The organism is Shimia fortis, from assembly GCF_040225985.1.
In the GTDB taxonomy this organism is placed as follows: Bacteria; Pseudomonadota; Alphaproteobacteria; order Rhodobacterales; family Rhodobacteraceae; genus Shimia.
Map to the genome: position 1 here is coordinate 241,385 of NZ_JBBPEU010000001.1, position 20,219 is coordinate 261,603.

Here is a 20,219-nt window from a genome sequence, read left to right on the forward strand (position 1 = left end):
AGCAGAGTTCCAATTTTTCCGATCACATCTTGTGGAGACAAGAAAAAACCCGACCAGAAACTCTGGCCGGGTTTTCGTGCTGCCAGGGCTTTGCACAAAAATCAGTAGCGGTAATGCTCGGGTTTGAACGGCCCATCGACCGAAACGCCGATGTAATCCGCCTGACCTTGCTGCAGCTTGGTCAGCTTGGCACCGATCTTGTCCAGATGCAGGCGCGCAACTTTCTCATCCAGATGCTTGGGCAGGATATAAACCTCGTTCTTGTACTGATCGCCCTTGGTGAACAGCTCGATCTGCGCCAGCACCTGATTGGTGAAGGACGCCGACATCACAAAGGATGGGTGGCCGGTGGCGTTCCCAAGGTTCAAAAGACGACCCTCGGACAAGAGGATCATGCGGTTGCCCGAAGGCATCTCGATCATGTCCACCTGATCCTTGATGTTGGTCCACTTGTGGTTCTTGAGGTTCGCGACCTGAATCTCGTTGTCGAAATGGCCGATATTGCCGACGATCGCCATGTCCTTCATCTCGCGCATATGCTCAATGCGGATCACGTCCTTGTTGCCGGTGGTGGTGATGAAGATGTCTGCGCTGGCGACTTCGTCTTCCAGCGTGGTCACTTCGAAACCGTCCATCGCCGCCTGTAGCGCACAGATCGGGTCAACCTCGGTCACTTTCACACGCGCACCCGCACCGCGCAAGGATGCTGCCGAGCCTTTGCCCACATCGCCATACCCACAGACAACGGCAACCTTGCCAGCCATCATGGTATCGGTGGCGCGGCGGATACCGTCCACAAGGCTCTCTTTACAGCCATACTTGTTGTCGAACTTCGACTTGGTCACGCTGTCATTCACGTTGATCGCCGGGAAAGGCAGATGGCCCTTTTCCATCATCTGATAAAGGCGATGCACGCCAGTGGTGGTTTCTTCGGTCACGCCCTGGATCATGTGGCGTTGTTTCACGAACCAGCCGGGGCTTTCCTTGAGGCGCTTCTTGATCTGCGCGAACAGCGCAACCTCTTCCTCGGATTGCGGGTTCTCGATGATATCGGCCTCACCCTCTTCGACGCGCGCGCCCAACAGGATATAGAGCGTCGCGTCGCCGCCATCGTCGAGGATCATGTTGCAGCCGCCTTCTTCGAACATGAAGATGCGATCCGCATAGTCCCAGTATTCTTCCAGCGTCTCGCCTTTGATTGCGAACACCGGCACACCCGAGGCCGCAATTGCCGCCGCCGCGTGATCTTGCGTCGAAAAGATGTTGCACGAGGCCCAGCGCACATCGGCCCCCAGCGCCACCAGCGTTTCAATCAGAACCGCGGTCTGGATGGTCATATGCAGCGACCCGGCAATGCGAGCGCCTTTCAAAGGCTTGCTTTCACCGTATTCCTCGCGCAGCGCCATCAGGCCTGGCATCTCGGTTTCGGCAATATCAAGTTCCTTACGACCGAACTCGGCCAGGTTGATGTCTTTTATGATATAGTCGGTCGCCATCGCGCCCTGCTCCTTGGAATAGAGAGATTTGAGGGTCAAATAGCATCGACACACGCTTTCGACAATGGCGCCTGTCCATGCAGCATACAGGCTGGTCTGTCCCGCAAGTAAAGGCGCTAGAAAATGACTGTTAAATAGATGTCCGAGCTTGGCGCCTTCTCAACGCAGGTTGCCAAAGACACGCACCATCGGCTACCCCGAGGCAACGCAGGCAAAAAGGGATCCAACAATTGGCACGCGCGTGGCAAAGAATGCTCTCCGGACGACGGCTTGATCTGCTGGACCCCACCCCGGTGGATATCGAGATAGAGGATATCGCACATGGGTTAGCCTTCGTGGCACGCTGGAACGGCCAGACTAAAGGAGAATTTGCCTATTCCGTCGCAGAACACTCGCTTCTGGTGGAAGAGATTTTCGGGCGGATGAACCCTAAGGCACCTGCCAAGTGGCGTCTGGCTGCATTGCTGCATGATGCACCGGAATATGTGATCGGCGATATGATTTCACCCGTGAAGGCAGCCGTCGGTCCCGACTATGAGGATTTGGACAAGCGTCTGACAGCGGCCATCCATATTCGGTTTGGGCTGCCCGCAGTAACGCCGGTCCAGATCAAACGCCAGATCAAGAAGGCCGACACGCTCAGTGCCTGGATGGAAGCCACCGAAATTGCCGGATTTAACGAGGCCGAAGCCAACAAGATTTTCGGCAAACCTGATCTGAGCCTTATGAAGGGTCTAGAAATCCGACTGCGCCCCCCTGTCGAGGCAAGGAACGATTATACAATCCGTCACAATGCGTTGTTGAGCCAAATCTAGATGACACAAGTCTCCATACAACGCGGATCGAAGGGCGACCTTCGGCAAACCGCCGTCCTTTTAAATGAAATCATCAAGATCGGAGGCACAACCGCGCTCACATCCCCTCTGACAGCCAGAGCATTGGGGGAATGGCTGTTCAACCATCCCGACCGTGCAACCTGGCATGTTGCCATTGATCAGGATGGCGAACTTCTTGGGTTTCAGTGGATTGGTGTGTGGCCCGAACTGCCGGACACGGCGTGTGACATCGGCAACTTTGTGAAATCCGGCCAAACCGGACTTGGTATTGGATCAGCCCTTTTCGAAGCCACCAAGGCAGCTGCCATCGAAATGGGATATGAATGGATCAATGCCAATATCCGCGCGGACAACGCGGGGGGCCTTGCCTATTACCAAAGCCGCGGGTTTCGCGATTGGGGGCGCCTTGAGAGTGTAAATCTGAACGATGGCACACAGGTCGACAAGATACTCAAGCGGTACGACCTGAAAGACTAGGGCCTTATCTTGGCGATCGTTTTGCGAGGATGCGCTGCAACGTGCGGCGATGCATGTTAAGACGGCGCGCAGTTTCCGAAACATTACGGTCGCACTGCTCATAGACCCGCTGAATGTGCTCCCAGCGCACGCGATCCGCCGACATCGGGTTTTCAGGCGGCGGAGGCAGTTCGCCTTCCGGGGCAAGAAGCGCATTCATGACGTCTTGTGCGTCTGCAGGCTTGGCCAGATAATCGGTGGCTCCGCTCTTGACGGCGGCAACCGCAGTCGCAATCGCGCCATATCCGGTCAGGATGACAACCCGCGCCTCTTCGCGTTTTTCGCGCAAGACCTCTACAACCTCGAGACCGTTTCCATCCTCAAGACGCAGGTCGACAACCGCATAGGCCGGGGGGCGTGCAGTAGCGATGGCTTTTCCGGCAGCTACGGATCCGGCCGTTTCCACCTCGAACCCGCGCTTTTCCATAGCTTTGGCAAGTCTCCGCAGAAACGGTTCATCGTCATCCACCAGCAACAGGGACTTGTCCGGACCGATTTCCCGCAGGTTGCTCTCCGCCATGCGCTGTTCTCCTCATTGACGTTTCGACAAGTATTAGCTTGTGAATAGAGGCGGGTCAAACAGTGCGACAAAATTACATATTCTGGACAAAACATCCAATGGTGTCGGCCATTTGCTCGGGGGTCACGTCGCGCTTGAAGTATTCGACAAAACCATGTTCGGGTAGCACCAAGTAACTGAAGGTCGAATGGTCAACGAGATAGTATTCGGGATCACCGTCTTCTTGTTTCTTGTAATAGGTGCGATAGGCTTGGCTGGCGGCTTTGACCTGCCGCTCCGTGCCAGTCAGACCCAACATACGCGGGTGCATCACATCCGTGAATTCCGCCATGACCTCGGGGGTGTCCCGTGCTGGGTCAATCGAAATGAACACGGGTTGTACCATAACGCCACGATCCTCAAGCATGGTGACCGCCTGGGCGTTTCGATCATTGTCGAGCGGGCAGACATCCGGGCAGAATGTGTAGCCAAAATACAACAGAGAGGGCTCTGTGATCACATCCTGATCGGTAACGGTTTCGCCGGTTTCGCTGACAAGGGTGAAAGGGCCGCCGATTGAAGAGGGACCACCGGCAATAGCACCGGTGCGGCACTGGGCAAACTGATCATTGGCACCTGAGTCACGCGATACGAACCAGAGCCCCCCGAGAAGGGCAATCATGACAACAGTAGCGAGTATGGCAACGGTACGGATCATGGCGAAACTCCATAGGTGAGTGAGTTGATCAGAGCACAGAAGAGACCTATCAATTGAAAGGCGACAGGCAAGAGGCAAGCAATCAATTATGTCCGATTTTTCCGCCGAACTACTCTCGGGCGAGCGCCGCAGCAACTGGATTCGGCTGCGTACTATCATAAAAGTCCGCTGGTTCGCGATTGCCGGACAGATCGTCGCATTGCTCGTGGCTCAGTGGTTTTTCGGACTCGAGCAGGAATACGGGCTTTGCTATCTCGCGGTTGGGATCTCGGCGATTGGTAACCTGATCGCAATGTTCGTCTTTCCGGAAAACAAACTGCTTTCCGAGACAGAAAACACCTTCATGATCCTTTTTGATCTTTTGCAACTGTGCTTTCTGTTGTTCCTGACCGGCGGGCTGCACAACCCGTTTTCCATGCTCGTCGTCGGGCCAATCACGATCTCAGCCTCTGTTCTGTCCGTGCGGTCGACAGTGGCGCTTGCAACATTGGCTATTGTGCTTGTGACGGTCCTTCTCGAGTTCCATTTGCCTTTGCGCACGGAACAATGGTTCATTCTCAGAATGCCGGATGTTTTTCTCTACGGAAGCTGGGCCGCCATCGTGATCGCGATATTGTTCTCGGCGGTATATTCCCGCAAGGTCGTGTCCGAAATGTCGTCCATGTCTGAAGCGCTGGCCGCGACGCAAATGGCGCTGGCCCGCGAGCAGAAACTGACCGATCTGGGTGGCGTGGTTGCGGCCGCTGCGCACGAACTGGGGACGCCTCTGGCAACCATCAAGCTCACCAGTTCGGAACTGATGGATGAGCTGGAAGACAACGAAACCCTCTATGAGGACGCGGCCCTTATCCGCGAGCAGGCAGACCGGTGCAGAGACATCCTACGCGATATGGGGCGGGCCGGAAAAGACGATTTGCACCTGCGCAAAGCACCCCTAATGACAGTCGTTGAGGAAGCGGCAGAACCCCATACCGATCGGGGCAAGCAGGTACATTTCGAGGTCGCGGCATCGCAGGACATGGACGAAGCCGCACCTCTCATCTTCCGGCGGTCTGAAATCATCCACGGCCTTCGCAACCTTGTCCAAAACGCTGTCGATTTCTCGCGCGAAAATGTCTGGGTCGAGGCCGGTTGGGATTCGCAGAATATCACGTTGCGCATAATGGATGACGGCCGGGGATACCCCTCGCAATTGATCGGTCGGATCGGTGATCCATTTGTACGCCGCAGAAGAAGCGAACGCGACCGAAAGCAACGACCGGGATATGAAGGAATGGGCTTGGGTCTGTTCATCGCGAAAACCTTGCTGGAACGCAGTGGCGCGGAACTGAGTTTTGCCAACGGATCAGATTCACAGCTCTCCACCAATTCGGGCATCAAGGCGACGGGCGCCATTGTCGAGGTAGTTTGGCCACGCTCTGAGATTGATGCGGACTTCGGAAAAAGTTCTGAACCGCTTGGCCAAAATCCTCATATCTTCAGTTAACAATCTAGCGTTAAGCCGATCTTAACCATCCTGCATAATGGTTTTGCGAGGGGTCAATGAGGTCAGTATGTCGAACTTTGATACAGGCTTTTTGGTGGCTCCCAACGCTTTTCTGGTGATTGGTTTGTTCGTATCCTTTTCGGCGGGTGTAGCTTTGTCTAAACTGTTCAGCCGCAGAGCACCCTCGGCAGTAGCACGCGAACAAGCTGTTTTCATTTTTGAGGATGGCCTTCTAGCTACCACCAACAAACTGGGTTCCGAAATCCTTGCCTCACTAGAGGCCACCCGACCCGACTGGCAGGGGTTGGCCCCCATACTTTCACGGAAGTTTTCTGAAGTGCCGCCAACCCTCGGCATCGCGGACTCTCACAGCCTCAAGAAATGCCCTCCCCTTTCAGACAAATTTGCATCCCTCACCATCGAGCAGTGGGGAAATCGCGCACGGATCATTCTCGAGGCACCCAACCGGATTCAAAGCCAGCTTTCAGAAAGAATGAACCAAGAGGGGAATCAGGCCGTTTATTTCGCACCATACCCGATCTGGAACACAGGTTCTGATGGCGCATTATGTTGGGCAAATGCGGCCTATGACAACCTTGTACACACCATGGATAAGGATGATGCGCCCGCATCTCTCTTCAATAGTATAAAAACCGCTGCCCAGAGTGAAACACAGCGCGTGGCGCTCACAACCCCGGATCAAACACAGACCCTCTGGTACGATATTTCCTCACTCGAGACGGATAACGGGGTGACCTATTTTGCGATTGATGCAAACGCGGTTGTGAATGCCGAAATTGCCCAACGCAACTTTGTGCAGACCCTAACCAAAACGTTCGCTCAGCTTCCGATTGGTTTGGCGCTCTTTGACCGCAAAAGGCAATTGGCACTTTTCAATCCAGCGCTGATTGATTTGACGTCTTTACCGGCAGATTTCCTGTCGTCGCGCCCAAACTTGTTGACCTTCTTTGATCGCTTGCGCGAAAATCGCATTATGCCCGAACCAAAAAGCTATGCCTCTTGGCGGGAACATATTGCAGAGTTGGTGATTGCGGCATCCGATGACAGGTATTCCGACACCTGGACCCTGCCTTCCGGCGTGACGTACCGCGTCATAGGGCGCCCACACCCAGATGGTGCGATTGCCCTTTTATTCGAGGACATTACCTCCGAAGTTTCCCTATCACGCAGGTTCCGCGCCGAGCTTGAGCTTGGGCAATCGATTCTAGACGCGCTTGAATCGCCCGTCGCTGTTTTTTCCCAATCGGGTGAAATGACTTTTTGCAATGCGAGCTATCAGGCGCTCTGGCGCTTCAAGTCGAAACCCGGCATTAACAATGAAACACTCAATCAGGCGCTAACGCTTTGGGAGTCACAATGTAAGTCTTCGACAGTATTCACTGAAATCCACAACCGACTACGAACCCGATCAGAGCAAGGGACACTTCATTTCAGTTTACGCCTGATTTCCGGCGAAGCCCTGAAGTTGACCGTTTCAACAGTGCATGGTGGCTCTGCGCTCGTGCAATTCACGAAAGTCGAGACACATTCACCAGAGCCAGAAAAACTGCAAAAGGTTTTCGTTTGACGCGAACTGTCTTGCGGGCACACTCTGGCCGTGTAATCTCTGGCCATGTCCCAATATTCTCGCACGCTCGCCCTCAAATCACCCGAGGACACAACCCGTTTTGCCCAAGAGCTTGCCAAGCTTCTGCGGCCAGCAGATATCGTGTTACTCGAGGGTGGTATCGGCGCCGGTAAAACCCATTTCGCAAGAAGTTTGATCCAGTCGCTTCTGGATCAGCAGGAGGATGTGCCTTCGCCGACCTTCACGCTTGTCCAAACCTATGAAACGCAGGGTTTCGAGATCTGGCATGCCGATTTATACCGGTTGACCTCTCCGGACGAAGTTATCGAACTTGGGTTGATCGATGCGTTTGAATATTCAGTCTGCCTTGTAGAGTGGCCGGATCGGCTAGCTGATTTGAGGCCAACAGACGCGCTCACTCTATCGTTTGAGCTTTCACCTACCGAGGGCGAACGGGTGCTGACCCTGCGATGTGCGACTCCTCGATGGAAATCCATGATCGGAGATCTGCTCAATGACCAGTCGTGATATGAAAATCCAAGCTTTCTTGAAATGCGCAGGCTGGGCAAAGGCCCAGCGCGGAGATCTTGCAGGAGATGCCTCAAACCGCAGGTATGAGCGCCTTGTTGGTCCGATGGGGCGCGCCGTCCTCATGGATGCGCCGCGTGAAAAAGGTGAAGATGTCCAACCCTTCATCGCTGTGACAGATTTGCTGCGCGCGCAGGGCCTTTCCGCACCCAAGATACTTGCCAAAGACGCTGAGAACGGTTTGCTCTTGCTCGAAGACTTGGGGGACGATCTTTTTGCAAGAGTCGTCGCACGTGATCCTGGGCTGGAGTTGCCTCTTTACCAAGAAGCAACCGACGTGCTCGTGGCACTTCACAAAACCCCGGCACCCCGGAGTCTGACAAGATACGATGCTCCCCTCATGGCCGAAATGTCAGCTTTGGCATGGCGTTGGTATCTGCGCGGGTGTAATCTGCCTTACGAAGAAGCCGCAGATTCCTTTGAGGCCCGCTTCAGAGAAGTTTTGTCAGAAAATGTGACATCTTGCGATGTGCTGATACAGCGGGATTTCCACGCTGAGAACTTGTTGTGGTTGCCCGAACGCGAGGGTGTTCAGCGTGTCGGCTTGTTGGATTATCAGGATGCGATGGCCGGCCATCGTGCTTATGATCTCGTATCGCTCCTGCAGGATGCGCGGCGTGATGTGCCAAGTGATATCGAACAGAAGATGATCAACCGTTACCTAGATCAGTGTGAGCTGGATCGCGAGACATTCCTTGCAGCCTATGCTCTGTTGGGGGCGCAGCGAAACCTCAGAATTCTCGGGGTGTTTGCGCGCCTTTGCATGTTCTCGGGCAAACCTCATTATGTAGATTTCATACCGCGCGTCTGGGGCTATCTGGTCCGTGATCTACAGCATCCCCTTTTGCATGAAACCGGCGTTTATGTATTGCGCGACCTTCCTGAACCCACGCCCGAAATTCTTCAAAGACTAAGAGACAAATGCGCAACTATCCCGACGCTGTAATGCTGTTTGCTGCCGGCTTCGGGACGCGGATGCGTGACCTGACGGCCAACCAGCCGAAACCTTTGATCAAGATAGGCAACAAGGCGTTGATTGACCATACGATTGATCTGATTGGCGACGCTCAGATTCCAAATATCGTGGCAAACACACACTATCTGCCAGATCAAATTGTTTCACATCTGAGTGGCAGCCCCGTTAGAACCATTCTGGAAGATCCGGAAATCCTCGAAACTGGTGGCGGGTTGCGCAATGCGTTGACATTGTTGGGAAACGGGCCCGTGTTCACAGCCAATACCGATGCAATCTGGAAGGGACCAAACCCTTTCAAGACCCTGAAGTCGCGATGGGATCCAGAACGTATGGATGCCTTGTTGTTGTGTGTCCCGGCAGAAAAAGCGCTCGGGCACAGCGGCGCCGGAGACTTCATACTGGACCAAAACGGACAACTCTCGCGTGGACCGGGTGTAATCTACGGAGGGATCCAGATTATCAAAACGGAAAGGCTTGCGGAGATTTCAGAGCGTGTCTTCTCGCTCAATAAACTGTGGAACCTTTTTCACGACGCAAATACCCTTTTCGGTCTCTCATACGATGGGCAATGGTGTGATGTCGGTACGCCAGAGGGTATCCCCCTTGCAGAAACCTTATTGGACTGAGGCGATGTTTGAACCTGCTGAAAAGGCAAGGATTTTTGCCGTTCCACCCGGCGCAGACTTCCCAGCTACGCTGATTGAAGGCTTGCGAACCAGGTTCTCAAACCAGCCGCCTGAGGCGATGGCAAAGGTCGACCTGATTGTAAACACGCACCGCATGGAGCGTCGTTTACGAACCCTTTTTGATAGTGGTCCGCCATGTCTCCTCCCGCGCCTTCATACCTTGGCGGACTATGGAAACAGGATGGCCGCGACCGGGGTGCCCTCGGCAACACCTTCGTTGCGTAAACGGTTCGAACTTGTTCAGCTGATTGCGCAGTTGCTAGAGGCTCAGCCGGACTTGGCGGCCCGATCGTCGCTCTATGCCCTTGCCGACTCGCTTGCTGCGCTGATGGATGAGATGAGCGGTGAAGGAGTCAGCCCAGACACTATCGAAGATTTGGATGTATCCGATCAGTCGGGGCATTGGGAGCGAGCCAAATCTTTCTTTTCCATCGCAAGACATTTTCTGGACTCCGTAGATTCACACCCTGACGTCGAAGGTCGCAGGCGGCTGGTCATACAGGCCCTCACCGAAAAGTGGAAAGAAACGCCACCCCAGCACCCTGTCATTATTGCCGGCTCAACCGGATCGCGTGGGACAACCATGCTGTTGATGAAGGCGGTCGCGCAATTGCCCCAAGGGGCGTTGGTACTGCCCGGCTTTGATTTCGAGATGCCGCAGAACGTTTGGGATACTCTCTCGGATGGTCTGCTACACGAAGATCACCCGCAGTTTCGCTTTCAGAACCTGTTTGCATTGCTCGGGCTAAGTGCTTCGAATGTTCAACCTTGGACAACTCACGATGCCCCAAGCCGCTCCCGAAACCGGCTTGTTTCTCTCGCCTTGCGCCCGGCGCCGGTAACGGATCAATGGCTTGAAGAGGGGCCTTCGCTTACCGATCTGGATGCCGCGACAGACAAGGTCACTCTGATTGAGGCCGCTTCTGTCAGGGAAGAGGCGCTCGCCATCGCAATGCGGCTGCGTCAGTCCGCCGAGGATGGCCAAACGGCTGCACTAATTACACCTGACCGCATGTTGACCCGTCAAGTGACCGCCGCGCTGGACCGCTGGAGTATCGTACCTGATGACAGTGCGGGTATGCCTTTGCAGCTCAGCCCTCCTGGGCGATTTCTCCGACATACCGCATCTCTTCTCGAGCAAGAGTTGACTGCGGAAGCCTTGCTCACACTGCTCAAGCACCCGCTTTGCCACAGTGATGAAAACCGCAACCAGCACCTGTTAAACACGCGTGATCTCGAACTGTACATCCGCAAAAACGGCATCACATTCCCCGAGGCTGACACCCTGCGAGCCTGGGCGCAGTCGCGCAAAGTTCCACCTATGGAATGGATCGAGTGGTTGATCGCATGTTTCTGCGAAAAGGTTCTGTCCGGCTCGCTCGCGTTTGGTGAACTCCTTGAGGTACATCTGTCTCTTTCAGAGCATCTTGCCGGCGGAATCAATGGCGGCACAGGCAAGCTTTGGGAAGAAGCCGCAGGCCGACAGACACAAAGCGTCATCTGCGAGTTACGCGCAAATGCGTTCTATGCCGGCAGCATCGCAATTCGAGATTACATTGATGTGTTTGGCTCGGTGCTTTCGACGTCAGAAGTTCGTAATCAGGAAAACGGGCACCCCAACGTTTTGATCTGGGGCACTTTGGAAGCCCGCGTTCAGGGTGCGGATCTGGTCATTCTTGGCGGAATGAACGAAGGCAGTTGGCCCGAAACGCCGGCACCCGACCCTTGGTTGAACCGCAAAATGCGTCATGATGCGGGTCTGTTATTGCCGGAACGCCGAATTGGCCTTTCTGCCCACGACTTTCAACAGGCTGTAGCTGCGCCAGAAGTCTGGGTCACACGGTCAATCCGGTCCGACGAAGCCGAAACCGTGCCTTCCCGCTGGATTAACAGGCTTACCAACCTTCTGAACGGACTTCCTGAGCAAGGTGGACAGCGGGCTTTGGCCGCAATGCGCGCGCGCGGTCAGGATTGGCTCGCCTTGGTCAAATCTCTTGAAACCGCCACTCCCGTGAACCCGGAACCGCGGCCCTCTCCGCGCCCGCCGGTTTCGGCCAGACCCGACCACCTCTCCGTGACAGAGATTAAAAGACTCATTCGAGATCCCTATGCGATCTACGCGAAACACGTCCTGAAATTGCAGCCGCTGGACAGCCTTATGAAAACACCCGACGCGTTGCTCAGGGGGATCATTGTGCACGATGTACTTGAGCAATTCGTTCGGGACGTTGATCGAGACCCAGGTCTCTTGACCACAACGCACTTGGTAGATGTCTCTGAGCGTGTACTTGCGAATGGAGTGCCATGGGCCACTGCGCGCGCACTTTGGAAGGCGCGCCTTGAACGCGTTTCGGAGCATTTTGTTATGGGCGAACAGTCGCGCAGGGACAAGGCGACTCCGATTGCTTACGAAAGAAAGGCCCGTTTACCAATAAACGACCTTGGTTTCACTCTCAGCGCCAAGGCGGACAGGATCGACAGGCAAGAAGACGGCAGTCTGGTGATCTATGACTACAAGACCGGTAAACCGCCTTCTCGTGACGAGCAGACCTATTTCGACAAACAATTGCTTCTGGAAGCCGCGATGGCAGAGTTGGGTGGATTTGAAGACATTGATCCGGCGACGGTCGCAAAGGCGATCTACATTGGTCTTGGCAATCCCCCGAAAGACGAATACGCGCCGCTTGACGATATTACACCATCGCAGGTGTGGGATGAGTTCACTCAACTGATCGCGCATTATGCGATGCCACAAAACGGCTATACCGCGCGGCGCGCCATGCACAGCGACCGCGATCACAGCGACTATGATCAGCTAGCGCGTTTCGGCGAATGGGATGTCACCGATCCACCCAAAGCAGAGGATCTGGCAGAATGAAACGAAACGACGCGACAGAAAGACAGGTTCAGGCCGCGAGGCCGCTACAATCAACTTGGCTTTCGGCAAACGCCGGGTCGGGGAAAACCCGCGTTCTGACCGATCGGGTGGCACGCCTGTTGCTAAGCGGTGTATTTCCTCAACACATTTTGTGCCTGACATATACCAAGGCCGCCGCAAGTGAGATGCAGAACCGGTTGTTCAAACGTCTCGGTGCCTGGGCAATGCTGGATGATGAACGGCTGAAGAAAGAGCTGGTCGAGTTGGGGGTTGATGGCCCTTTGGACAAAGACGTGCTCAAAAACGCGAGGACACTGTTTGCCCGCGCAATTGAAACGCCGGGCGGCTTGAAAATTCAAACCATCCATTCGTTTTGTTCCTCACTCCTGCGCCGGTTTCCACTTGAGGCAGGCGTGTCGCCCATGTTCACAGAGATGGAAGACCGAGCAGCGGCACTTTTGCGGGAAGACATCGTCTCCAGAATGGCATCCGGGGAGAATCCCAATGAAATCGAAAGGCTCGCGCGGTATTTTACGGGTGAAAGTCTCGAGGATCTGACGGACGAGATTGTGCGTCAAAGACACCTGTTTCAATCAGCCCCAAGCAAAAACGAGATCTTCTTGGCACTTGGCTGGGACGAACCCGTTGAAGTCAAGGAGATTGCCGCTCAAACATTCCTTGGCGGAGAGGAAGATTTGGTGCGCGACCTCATCGCAGCTCTTAGAACTGGCGGTGTTACGGACAATCGCAATGCTGAAAAGCTATCTCAGTTATCCGAAATCGGATGGTCCACGCTTCCTGCTTTGGAAGGTATCTTCCTAACTGGGTCTGGTGCAAAATCACCATTTTCCGCTAAGGTAGGGTCTTTTCCGACCAAAGCTGTTCGAGACAACCACCCAAATCTGATGTCGCAGCTCGAACCTTTCATGCTACGCGTAGAGGCCTCTCGTGCAGCGCGGCTGGCTTCGGAAACAGTTGATCGAAGCATGGCTCTTTCAGACTTCGGTGTGTCATTCTTGAAGAAATATGAAGCACGAAAACAGATATTGGGTTGGCTCGATTTCGATGATTTGATCCTGCGTGCGCGCAATCTGTTGAATGACCCCAATGTGGCAGAGTGGGTTCTTTACCGACTGGACGGCGGGATCGACCACATTCTGGTGGACGAGGCTCAGGACACCAGCCCGGTACAATGGCAGGTAATCGAACGTCTTTCACAGGAATTCACCAGCGGATCTGGTGCCCGCAGCGATGTTGAACGAACGATCTTTGTCGTAGGGGACAAGAAGCAGTCAATTTACAGTTTTCAGGGCGCTGACCCGGCCGAGTTTGACCGGATGCGCGCGGAATTTCATGAGCGACTGGCACCAACCGGCCGACCTCTTCATTCACTAGATTTAGAGTACTCGTTCCGATCCTCGGCTGCGGTTCTAAACCTTGTGGACCATGTGTTTGCGCGACAGCAGGAATCCGGATTTCCGCAAGAAATGAAACACCGCGCCTTTCATGATGACATGCCGGGGCGGGTAGACTTGTGGCCCGTGGTCGAAGAGAGTCCGAAACCCGACAAAGGAGAATGGTACAAGCCCGTAGATCGTTTGGGTGAAACGCATCACACCGTCATTCTGGCTGAACGAGTCGCCTCTGAGATCAAGCGAATGATCGAAGAAAAAGAAACTATTCCTGCAGAAAAACTTGATTATGGGGGGTATTCGCAAAGGCCGGTACAGGCAGGAGACTTTCTTATTCTGGTCCAACGCAGAAGCAATCTGTTTCACGAGATTATCCGCGCCTGCAAAGTTCATGGCCTACCGATCGCGGGTGCGGACAGGCTGAAGGTTGGGGCGGAACTGGCCGTGCGGGACCTTGGCGCGCTGCTCTCGTTTCTTGCCACGCCGGAAGATGATCTTTCGCTGGCTGTTGCTTTGCGAAGTCCCCTGTTCGGATGGAGCGAAAAAGACCTTTTCAATCTCGCGCAAGGACGCGGCAAGAAACAGTTGTGGGCGGCGCTCCGCGAGGTGTCCGAAACCTATCCTCAAACCATGGCAATCATTCATGACCTTCAGGCACAATCAGATTTCTTGCGGCCATATGATCTGATCGAGCGTATTCTGACCCGCCACGAGGGCCGCAACCGACTGCTCGCGCGCCTCGGGACTGAGGCCGAGGATGGTATCAACGCACTGCTTTCGCAGGCTCTGGCCTATGAACGCAGCGCAGTGCCCAGTTTGACCGGCTTTCTTGTCTGGATGGAGACTGACGATCTTGAGATCAAGCGCCAGATGGACAGCGCCGGAAACAGAGTTCGTGTGATGACAGTGCATGGATCCAAAGGACTTGAAGCCCCAATCGTGATTTTGCCGGATACAGGGAAACGCAATATCCGCAATGATGCGCAAATCATTGAACGAAATGGCGTCGCACTCTGGTCGACCTCTGCCGACAAGGCGCCTCAGGAAATGCAGGCTGCCAAAGAGGCGAAAGCCGACCTTATGAAAGCCGAGCGCCAAAGGTTGCTGTATGTTGCGATGACCCGGGCCGAAAAATGGCTGATTACCGTAGCGGGGGGTGATTTAGGCAAAGATGGCCTAACATGGTATGACGCGATCGAAGGTGGTTTGCGACAAGCTGGCGCCGAGGTTTGCGAGCTTCCCGGCGGAAATGGGCTGCGCCTGAACTACGGGGACTGGAGCGGCCCGGCTGTTGAAAGCAAGACCTTGGACGAAGCCCCCCTGCCAGAGCTGCCTGCGGTGTTTTCGAACACAGTTTTGGCAGAGAAAACAGCTGAAATAACCATTTCCCCTTCGGACCTTGGAGGGGCCAAGGCCCTGCCGGGGGATGCAGGATTGGACGAAGATGCGGCAATGCAATGGGGGAGTCTCGTTCATTTGCTGCTCGAGCATTTGCCAGATCATCCCAAAGAAAACTGGCCGATTGCTGCACGAGAGATTTTGACCAACACGGAAAACATCTCGGACGGTCTATTGATAGACGGGGTGGTGTCAGAGGCGCTTGGCGTGCTGAACACACCCGAGCTGGCTTTCCTTTTTGGGACGGAAACGCTTGCAGAAATTTCTGTGTCTGCTGATCTCGGGGACAAGCGCTTGCATGGCATCATCGACCGTCTGCATGTTACGGGTGAAACTGTCACCGTGGTGGATTTCAAGACCAACCGCACTGTTCCGAAGAGCCCCGAGCAAACACCTGAGGGCATCCTGCGGCAGATGGGGGCTTATCAGCATGCGCTTGGGCAGGTGTATCCAGATCACGAAGTCAAAACAGCAATCCTTTGGACGCGATCCGCAGCGCTCATGCCGCTGCCGGCGCAGCTTGTGACAAAAGCGTTAACCGCTGCTGCGCTCTCTTGACGGCAGGTGAGGGGCTACATAGGTTCTCGGTCAACTCAAATTTCCCAGTCAGGAGAAAAACCATGGCAACCGTCGCTGTCACCGATGCCACCTTTGATGCCGAAGTCACTCAATCCGACGTTCCCGTCGTTGTGGATTTCTGGGCCGAATGGTGTGGTCCCTGCAAACAGATTGGCCCCGCATTGGAAGAGCTGTCCGATGAACTTGGCGGCAAGGTGAAGATCGCCAAGGTTGACGTCGACAGCAACCCGAACTCCGCTGCCGCACTTGGCGTGCGCGGGATTCCGGCGCTGTTTATCTTCAAAGATGGTCAGGTTATTTCGAACCGCGCGGGCGCAGCCCCGAAAGCCGCCCTGCAAAGCTGGATCGAAGACTCGATCTGATCCGAGCTTTCTTGCAATTGAAAGGCGCTTCTGGAAAGGGGCGCCTTTTTCATTTGGGACCTAGACAGGCCAGCCTAGGTCGCGGAGCCGTTGCTTGATCTTGTCTTTCGCCTCGGGCCGTCCTGCGTTGATGGATCGGTGTTGCAAAAACCACCAGACATAAGCCGCGTAATCAGGCTCCATTGTTGTAACGCTTTCAAAAGCAGCTTTTACGCCAAGATCACTGACATTCGCGCATATATGGTGAAAGTCGATACCGGCGAACAGAATGCTGGGTTTACGAAAGAAACATGCGGCAAAAGCCACGCTGGAATTCTGTGTCACGACAAATGCGCAGCGTTGAAGGAGGGGCTCCATCCCACCCATCTGCAAGGTTAGGTTCGGCGTTGCATCTGCAAGCGTCTCGAGGGCAAAAAGCTCTCTTTCGCTGTAAGTCTCGCCCGGATGCAACGTCGCAATGACTTTACGACCAGAAGAATGCGCAAGAACGTGATCTAACATTTTCATCGGGCTACAGTGTTGAAAGGACCGGTGCTGAAGCAGTTTTCCTTGTAGGGGGACGTATATGAATCCGTCATTCGCAGCGGATTGTGGGCCGTCTTTGAATAGGCGCTTCTGCCAAAAACCAAAGAACTGTGCGGCGGTGTTCGGATCAACATGTTTTCGGTCGAAAGGTGCGCGGGCGACATCCCAGTTCCAACGCTCACTTGTGCGTTCAATCTGCCAAAACGGATAATAATAGGATCGCCGTACGGTTACGCCCTTGGGTCGGTCAGGTTGTTGCATGTGAAAAAGGGCAAACTGCCCGTCGCGCGCATCTGCGATTTGGGGGTCAGCATAGGCAACTTGGAATCCCGCTTCTGTCAGAACATCCGAAACAAGCCCGAGAAAGTTGTGATTGCCCGCCTCGGCGCTCTGGCGCAGGTTTTCCTCGAGAAAGAAGATAACTTTGTTTTCACTGGTCATTGCCAGACGCTATGCCGAAGGTCATTCAGGGGCAAGGCTGCCCTTGTGTGTCGTGGTTGCGCGGCTCATATAGAGGGAGCAACGACAGGAGGCTCAAATGGCAGACGACACCTTTCCGGGTTGGCACGGCACAACCATCATCGGGGTGAAAAAGGATGGCCAAGTGGTCATTGCTGGCGACGGCCAGGTGTCTTTGGGACAGACCGTTATCAAGGGCACTGCAAGAAAAGTGCGGCGCCTGTCGCCAGGAGGTTTTGATGTCGTGGCGGGGTTTGCCGGATCAACCGCCGACGCGTTCACGCTGTTGGAGCGGCTGGAAACCAAGCTTGAGGCAACTCCGGGCCAATTGGCACGCGCTTCGGTCGAGTTAGCCAAGGATTGGCGCACAGACAAATACCTTCAGAAACTTGAGGCGATGCTCATCGTGTCTGACGGCAATGATATCTTTGTAATTACTGGGGCAGGGGACGTTCTGGAGCCAGAGCATGATGTCGCTGCCATCGGTTCGGGCGGAAACTTCGCGCTTGCGGCCGCCCGAGGCATGATGGACAGCGAAAAAAATGCCGAAGAGGTCGCCCGTACCGCCATGGCCATTGCGGCTGATATCTGCGTTTACACGAATGGCAATCTGACCGTGGAAACCATCACGGGCTAATACCCCTTACATCCAACGAAGTGGCCGAAAAATGCCTGAGTTCAGGATTGGCTAAAACAAACTCACCTTGGAGCTTTCCAGATGACCGACTTGACCCCCCGCGAAATCGTTTCCGAACTGGACCGGTTCATTATCGGCCAGAATGACGCCAAACGGGCGGTGGCGGTGGCGCTGCGCAATCGCTGGAGACGCAAACAGCTTCCCGATGACCTTCGCGAAGAGGTGTATCCGAAAAACATCCTGATGATCGGGCCAACCGGTGTAGGTAAAACCGAGATCAGCCGTCGACTGGCCAAGCTGGCACGCGCTCCATTCATCAAGGTAGAGGCGACAAAGTTTACCGAGGTTGGGTACGTTGGGCGCGATGTCGAACAGATCATCCGAGACCTTGTAGACAGCGCAATTGCGATGACACGCGAACACATGCGTGAAGACGTGAAGGCAAATGCCCATGCCGCTGCAGAAGAACGTGTGATCGAAGCAATTGCCGGCACAGACGCCCGCGACGCCACTCGCGAGATGTTTCGCAAAAAGCTGAAAGCGGGTGAACTTGACGACACCATGATCGAACTTGACGTGGCCGACACGTCAAACCCAATGGGCGGTATGTTCGATATCCCGGGCCAACCCGGTGGTCAGATGGGGATGATGAACATTGGCGATCTGTTTGGCAAAGCTTTCAGCGGTCGTACCGTGAAACGCCGAATGACCGTGGCAGAGAGCTATGATATCCTGATTTCAGAAGAAGCCGACAAGCTGCTCGATGACGAAACAGTCACGAACGCCGCCCTGGAAGCCGTGGAACAGAATGGAATCGTGTTTCTAGACGAAATCGACAAGGTTTGCGCCCGCCAAGAGGCAAGGGGTGGAGATGTTAGCCGCGAGGGTGTTCAACGGGATCTTCTTCCCCTTATCGAGGGCACGACGGTCAGCACAAAACATGGGTCGGTCAAAACCGACCACATCCTGTTCATCGCATCAGGCGCCTTCCATATTGCCAAACCATCGGATTTGCTGCCTGAATTGCAGGGGCGCCTGCCTATCCGAGTGGAGTTGCGCGCACTCACCGAAGGTGATTTCGTCCGGATCCTGACTGAAACCGACAATGCGCTGACCCGTCAATATACTGCCTTGATGGGAACCGAAGAGGTTACGGTGACATTCACCGAGGAAGGAATCGCGGCGCTTGCCAAGATCGCGGCGGATGTGAACCAGAGCGTTGAGAATATCGGGGCGCGACGGCTCTATACCGTGATGGAGCGGGTTTTTGAAGAACTCAGCTTTACCGCACCGGACCGCTCGGGCGATAGTATCACGGTTGATGCCGCATTCGTAGAGCAAAACCTTGGCGAACTCAGCCGGTCCATCGACGTCAGCCGCTATGTGCTGTGATTTGGTGCTGGGCAGATCATCCTGACAAATGCATAGTGGACACCACTAGCAATTTGCCCAGCGCGGAGTTGGCGTATTGAAGGCCGTGTTTTCCTTATTGGCCATTGTTTTTCTGGCTGCCTGCACCGACAGAACACCTGCGCCGCTTGTCCCAGAAGCTGCGCAAACCGGCACGATCGTGCCGGTATATGTCGCAACGAACCGCGCACGAAATGAGGTCGGCTATTTCAGCGACAAACGATCAAGCGTCACCCGATTTCTTATTTCGGACGTCTCCATGCCCCCCAACAGGGTATTGGGTGACGCCCCGCTCTACAGCGCAAAACCTAACCCAAACCGACATTTTGCTCTGGTCGATCAAACTGAGTTTTCAAATGAGGCCGCATTTTCCAATAGTATCCGCCGCAAACTAGGCGCTCTTCCTAGAGAAAACCGAGAAGTCGTTCTGTACGTGCATGGGTACTACAATGGCTATGCAGATTCTGTTTTTCGTAGCGCGCAGATGAAATCTGATTTCACTATGCCCGGAATCCCGATGGTTTTTTCCTGGCCAAGCGCAGGTCATCCTGCCGGATATACCTACGATCGGGAAAGCGCGCTGTTTGCGCGGGATGCTTTGGAAGAAACGCTTTACCTTTTGCACCGTACAGGGGCAAAAATCCAGATCGTCGGCCACTCAATGGGCGGGCTTCTGGTCATGGAAACCCTGCGCCAAATAGAGATTCGGTTTCCGGGATGGGCCGCCGCCAATATCGACGGCATCGCCATGATTTCACCCGATATCGCGGTCGACGTCTTCTTGGAACAGGCAAACCGTATCCGCCGCCTGCCGGATCCATTTCTTGTGGTCACCTCGGAGTATGATCGCGCCCTGAAACTTTCGTCGCGCGTTAACAATGAAGGGCGCCTCGGTCAGGGGCTGAGCGTTGACGACAGGCTTGCCGAGCTTCCTATCATCTTTCTGGATGTATCTGAGTTCAACGAGGACGCGGGAAACTCTCACTTCGTCTTACTCGAGTCGCCCGCCCTTATCGCAATGCTCGAGGGGGCTGCGCTCAACTCTGAATTCACAAGAGACCGATCCAGAAGTATGATGGACATGATTTCCAGTACAAGGCTGCGGGCCAATCGGGCAGTTGTCTACGAGTTATCACCAAGCCCTCAGGTTGCAGCACGTCGGTAAAAGGG

17 protein-coding genes are annotated in these 20,219 nt (G+C 54.7%); 13 read left to right on the plus strand and 4 right to left on the minus strand.

Going from position 1 to position 20,219, the window contains the following annotated elements; all coding sequences use genetic code 11:
* Nucleotides 1-101: 101 nt before the first annotated feature.
* The gene (ahcY, locus tag WNE31_RS01065; protein WP_349977731.1) at nucleotides 102-1,496 is read right to left on the minus strand and encodes an adenosylhomocysteinase; all 1,395 of its coding nucleotides are present in this window, start codon (nucleotides 1,494-1,496) and stop codon (nucleotides 102-104) included.
* A gap of 251 nt (nucleotides 1,497-1,747) precedes the next feature.
* Here ahcY and WNE31_RS01070 point away from each other — a divergent pair, with 251 nt between their 5' ends.
* Together WNE31_RS01070 and WNE31_RS01075 are read left to right on the plus strand one after the other, a co-directional pair.
* Nucleotides 1,748-2,311 (plus strand): HD family hydrolase, encoded by a 564-nt coding sequence (locus tag WNE31_RS01070; RefSeq protein WP_349977732.1) that lies wholly within the window; start codon nucleotides 1,748-1,750, stop codon nucleotides 2,309-2,311.
* Complete coding sequence (locus WNE31_RS01075; protein WP_349977733.1) at nucleotides 2,312-2,809, plus strand: GNAT family N-acetyltransferase; 498 nt, start codon at nucleotides 2,312-2,314, stop codon at nucleotides 2,807-2,809. It begins immediately after the preceding gene.
* A gap of 4 nt (nucleotides 2,810-2,813) precedes the next feature.
* Here the strand turns inward: WNE31_RS01075 and WNE31_RS01080 are convergent, their stop codons facing one another.
* Both WNE31_RS01080 and WNE31_RS01085 read right to left on the minus strand, forming a co-directional pair.
* Nucleotides 2,814-3,368 carry an ActR/PrrA/RegA family redox response regulator transcription factor gene (locus tag WNE31_RS01080; RefSeq protein WP_349977734.1) on the minus strand — a complete coding sequence of 185 codons (555 nt, stop codon included), beginning with the start codon at nucleotides 3,366-3,368 and terminating at the stop codon, nucleotides 2,814-2,816.
* A gap of 73 nt (nucleotides 3,369-3,441) precedes the next feature.
* On the minus strand, nucleotides 3,442-4,065 hold the full coding sequence (locus tag WNE31_RS01085; protein WP_349977735.1) for an SCO family protein: 624 nt from the start codon (nucleotides 4,063-4,065) through the stop codon (nucleotides 3,442-3,444).
* Between the two features lie 88 nt (nucleotides 4,066-4,153).
* Between WNE31_RS01085 and regB the strand changes: the two genes are divergently transcribed.
* From regB to trxA, 8 genes are all read left to right on the plus strand, one after another.
* Nucleotides 4,154-5,551: a sensor histidine kinase RegB gene (gene regB / locus WNE31_RS01090; protein ID WP_349977736.1), complete on the plus strand. Its 1,398-nt coding sequence runs from the start codon at nucleotides 4,154-4,156 to the stop codon at nucleotides 5,549-5,551.
* Nucleotides 5,552-5,618: 67 nt separating this feature from the next.
* Entirely contained in the window at nucleotides 5,619-7,139 is a 1,521-nt protein-coding gene (locus tag WNE31_RS01095) for a PAS-domain containing protein (protein ID WP_349977737.1), read from the plus strand.
* Nucleotides 7,140-7,184: 45 nt separating this feature from the next.
* Nucleotides 7,185-7,667, plus strand: coding sequence for a tRNA (adenosine(37)-N6)-threonylcarbamoyltransferase complex ATPase subunit type 1 TsaE (gene tsaE, locus WNE31_RS01100; protein ID WP_349977738.1), 483 nt, complete (start codon nucleotides 7,185-7,187; stop codon nucleotides 7,665-7,667).
* The gene (locus tag WNE31_RS01105; RefSeq protein ID WP_349977739.1) at nucleotides 7,654-8,673 is read left to right on the plus strand and encodes an aminoglycoside phosphotransferase family protein; all 1,020 of its coding nucleotides are present in this window, start codon (nucleotides 7,654-7,656) and stop codon (nucleotides 8,671-8,673) included. The genes tsaE and WNE31_RS01105 overlap by 14 nt, the downstream gene beginning before the upstream one ends.
* A complete protein-coding gene (locus WNE31_RS01110) occupies nucleotides 8,649-9,329 on the plus strand; it encodes a nucleotidyltransferase family protein (protein WP_349977740.1) in 681 nt (226 codons plus the stop codon). Before WNE31_RS01105 ends, WNE31_RS01110 begins: the two co-directional genes overlap by 25 nt.
* Nucleotides 9,330-9,333: 4 nt before the next feature.
* Nucleotides 9,334-12,267, plus strand: coding sequence for a double-strand break repair protein AddB (addB, locus tag WNE31_RS01115; protein WP_349977741.1), 2,934 nt, complete (start codon nucleotides 9,334-9,336; stop codon nucleotides 12,265-12,267).
* A complete protein-coding gene (gene addA, locus WNE31_RS01120; protein ID WP_349977742.1) occupies nucleotides 12,264-15,635 on the plus strand; it encodes a double-strand break repair helicase AddA in 3,372 nt (1,123 codons plus the stop codon). The genes addB and addA overlap by 4 nt, the downstream gene beginning before the upstream one ends.
* Nucleotides 15,636-15,697: 62 nt before the next feature.
* Nucleotides 15,698-16,018, plus strand: coding sequence for a thioredoxin (trxA, locus tag WNE31_RS01125; protein WP_349977743.1), 321 nt, complete (start codon nucleotides 15,698-15,700; stop codon nucleotides 16,016-16,018).
* A gap of 60 nt (nucleotides 16,019-16,078) precedes the next feature.
* On the opposite strand, the gene WNE31_RS01130 is transcribed toward trxA, so the two are convergent.
* Nucleotides 16,079-16,984, minus strand: coding sequence for a hypothetical protein (locus WNE31_RS01130; protein WP_349977744.1), 906 nt, complete (start codon nucleotides 16,982-16,984; stop codon nucleotides 16,079-16,081).
* Nucleotides 16,985-17,081: 97 nt separating this feature from the next.
* On the opposite strand from WNE31_RS01130, the gene hslV reads away from it, so the two are divergent.
* The 3 genes from hslV to WNE31_RS01145 all read left to right on the plus strand — a co-directional run bounded on the left by hslV (nucleotide 17,082) and on the right by WNE31_RS01145 (nucleotide 20,214).
* Nucleotides 17,082-17,639: an ATP-dependent protease subunit HslV gene (gene hslV / locus WNE31_RS01135; protein WP_349977745.1), complete on the plus strand. Its 558-nt coding sequence runs from the start codon at nucleotides 17,082-17,084 to the stop codon at nucleotides 17,637-17,639.
* Nucleotides 17,640-17,720: 81 nt separating this feature from the next.
* On the plus strand, nucleotides 17,721-19,031 hold the full coding sequence (gene hslU / locus WNE31_RS01140; protein ID WP_349977746.1) for an ATP-dependent protease ATPase subunit HslU: 1,311 nt from the start codon (nucleotides 17,721-17,723) through the stop codon (nucleotides 19,029-19,031).
* 85 nt (nucleotides 19,032-19,116) lie between these two features.
* Nucleotides 19,117-20,214: an alpha/beta hydrolase gene (locus WNE31_RS01145; RefSeq protein WP_349978241.1), complete on the plus strand. Its 1,098-nt coding sequence runs from the start codon at nucleotides 19,117-19,119 to the stop codon at nucleotides 20,212-20,214.
* Nucleotides 20,215-20,219 lie beyond the last annotated feature (5 nt).

What these genes read in the sequence shown, in the direction of transcription:
- WNE31_RS01105 (WP_349977739.1), top strand. Translation starts at nt 7,654, where the DNA reads ATGACCAGTCGTGATATGAAAATCCAAGCTTTCTTGAAATGCGCAGGC.
- WNE31_RS01130 (WP_349977744.1), bottom strand. Translation starts at nt 16,984, where the DNA reads ATGACCAGTGAAAACAAAGTTATCTTCTTTCTCGAGGAAAACCTGCGC.
- addA (WP_349977742.1), top strand. Translation starts at nt 12,264, where the DNA reads ATGAAACGAAACGACGCGACAGAAAGACAGGTTCAGGCCGCGAGGCCG.
- WNE31_RS01075 (WP_349977733.1), top strand. Translation starts at nt 2,312, where the DNA reads ATGACACAAGTCTCCATACAACGCGGATCGAAGGGCGACCTTCGGCAA.
- WNE31_RS01070 (WP_349977732.1), top strand. Translation starts at nt 1,748, where the DNA reads ATGCTCTCCGGACGACGGCTTGATCTGCTGGACCCCACCCCGGTGGAT.
- hslU (WP_349977746.1), top strand. Translation starts at nt 17,721, where the DNA reads ATGACCGACTTGACCCCCCGCGAAATCGTTTCCGAACTGGACCGGTTC.
- hslV (WP_349977745.1), top strand. Translation starts at nt 17,082, where the DNA reads ATGGCAGACGACACCTTTCCGGGTTGGCACGGCACAACCATCATCGGG.
- WNE31_RS01080 (WP_349977734.1), bottom strand. Translation starts at nt 3,368, where the DNA reads ATGGCGGAGAGCAACCTGCGGGAAATCGGTCCGGACAAGTCCCTGTTG.
- addB (WP_349977741.1), top strand. Translation starts at nt 9,334, where the DNA reads ATGTTTGAACCTGCTGAAAAGGCAAGGATTTTTGCCGTTCCACCCGGC.
- tsaE (WP_349977738.1), top strand. Translation starts at nt 7,185, where the DNA reads ATGTCCCAATATTCTCGCACGCTCGCCCTCAAATCACCCGAGGACACA.
- WNE31_RS01095 (WP_349977737.1), top strand. Translation starts at nt 5,619, where the DNA reads ATGTCGAACTTTGATACAGGCTTTTTGGTGGCTCCCAACGCTTTTCTG.
- trxA (WP_349977743.1), top strand. Translation starts at nt 15,698, where the DNA reads ATGGCAACCGTCGCTGTCACCGATGCCACCTTTGATGCCGAAGTCACT.
- regB (WP_349977736.1), top strand. Translation starts at nt 4,154, where the DNA reads ATGTCCGATTTTTCCGCCGAACTACTCTCGGGCGAGCGCCGCAGCAAC.
- WNE31_RS01085 (WP_349977735.1), bottom strand. Translation starts at nt 4,065, where the DNA reads ATGATCCGTACCGTTGCCATACTCGCTACTGTTGTCATGATTGCCCTT.
- ahcY (WP_349977731.1), bottom strand. Translation starts at nt 1,496, where the DNA reads ATGGCGACCGACTATATCATAAAAGACATCAACCTGGCCGAGTTCGGT.
- WNE31_RS01110 (WP_349977740.1), top strand. Translation starts at nt 8,649, where the DNA reads ATGCGCAACTATCCCGACGCTGTAATGCTGTTTGCTGCCGGCTTCGGG.